The following is a 1,206-nucleotide window of genomic DNA, read 5'->3' as shown; positions in this document are numbered from 1 at the left end:
GACGCCGGACTTCTCGAGGAAGACGACGGCTTCGGCGCAGGCCTGGATGTTGATGGCGACGATGAGCTGGTTGGCGGCCTTGACGGTCTGGCCGGAGCCGTGGGGGCCGCAGAGCACGATGGTCTTGCCGAGGGCCTCGAGGATCGGGCGGGCGGTGTCGAAGTCGGCCTGGTCGCCGCCGACCATGATGGACAGGACGGCTTCGATGGCGCCGGCCTCGCCGCCGGAGACGGGGGCGTCCAGGACGCGGATGCCCTTGTCGGCGGCGGCCTTGGCCAGGTCGATGGAGGTCTGGGGGGTGATCGAGGACATGTCGATCAGCAGGGCGCCGGACTTGGCGTTGTCCACGATGCCGTCGGGACCGTAGGCGATGGCCTCGACCTGCGGGGAGGCGGGGACCATCGTGATGATGACGTCGGCGTCCTTGACGGCCTCGGCGATCGAGGTGGCCGCGGTGCCGCCGGCCTTGGCCAGGCGCTCGAGCTTGTCGGCCTCGAGGGTGAAGCCGGACACGGCGTAGCCGGCCTTGATCAGGTTCTCGGCCATGGGGGAGCCCATGATGCCCAGACCGATCCACGCGATCTTGGGGAGGTTGCTCATCGAAATGCCTCTTTCACACTCAAAAAGTCAGGGCGGGGTGCGGGCCGGGTTACTTCGCGGCGCGCAGCGGGGCGGGCAGCCAGGCGAAGGAGGAGGCGCTGGGGGCGTCGCCCGGCTTGTACTCGAGGCCGATCCAGCCGTCGTAGCCGGCCTTCTTGAGGCGGTCGAGGAGGCCGTCGAAGTCGAGTTCGCCGGTGCCGGGGGCGCCGCGGCCGGGGTTGTCGGCGATCTGCACGTGGGCGGTCTTGGCGGTGTGGCGGTCGATGACCTCGTCGAGGTCCTCGCCGTTCATGGACAGGTGGTACAGGTCCATCAGGAACCGTGCGTTGTCCAGACCACTGGCCGCGTTCACCGCGTCCACGATCTCGATGGCCTTGGGGGCCGAGACGATCGGGCACAGCGGCGACTCGGGCGCGTTCAGCGCCTCGATGAGGAGCGTGCCGTCGATCTCGGCGACCGCGCGGGCGGCGAAGACCAGGTTCTCCAGCGCCAGGGCGTCCTGGGCGGCGGCATCGACGCCCTCGATGCGGTTGCCGTAGAGGGCGTTGAAGGTGGTGCAGCCCAGCGACTTGGCGAACTCGATCGCCACCGGCACGTTCGCCCGGA

The 1,206-nt window shown here is 69.5% G+C and carries 2 protein-coding genes; both read right to left on the bottom strand.

What is annotated here, in order from left to right; genetic code table 11:
- Positions 1–600: NAD(P)-binding domain-containing protein (locus ACIRPT_RS40920; RefSeq protein WP_403836975.1), on the bottom strand; the 600-nt coding region annotated here is incomplete at its 3' end.
- Positions 601–649: 49 nt separating this feature from the next.
- Positions 650–1,206: TIM barrel protein (locus ACIRPT_RS40915; RefSeq protein ID WP_403836973.1), on the bottom strand; the 557-nt coding region annotated here is incomplete at its 5' end.

Origin of the sequence: Streptomyces sp. NPDC101227, from assembly GCF_044767545.1 — a bacterium.
Lineage (GTDB): Bacteria > Actinomycetota > Actinomycetes > Streptomycetales > Streptomycetaceae > Streptomyces.
Note: the sequence above shows the minus strand (reverse complement) of the source record. Positions and strands in the feature narration are given on the sequence as shown.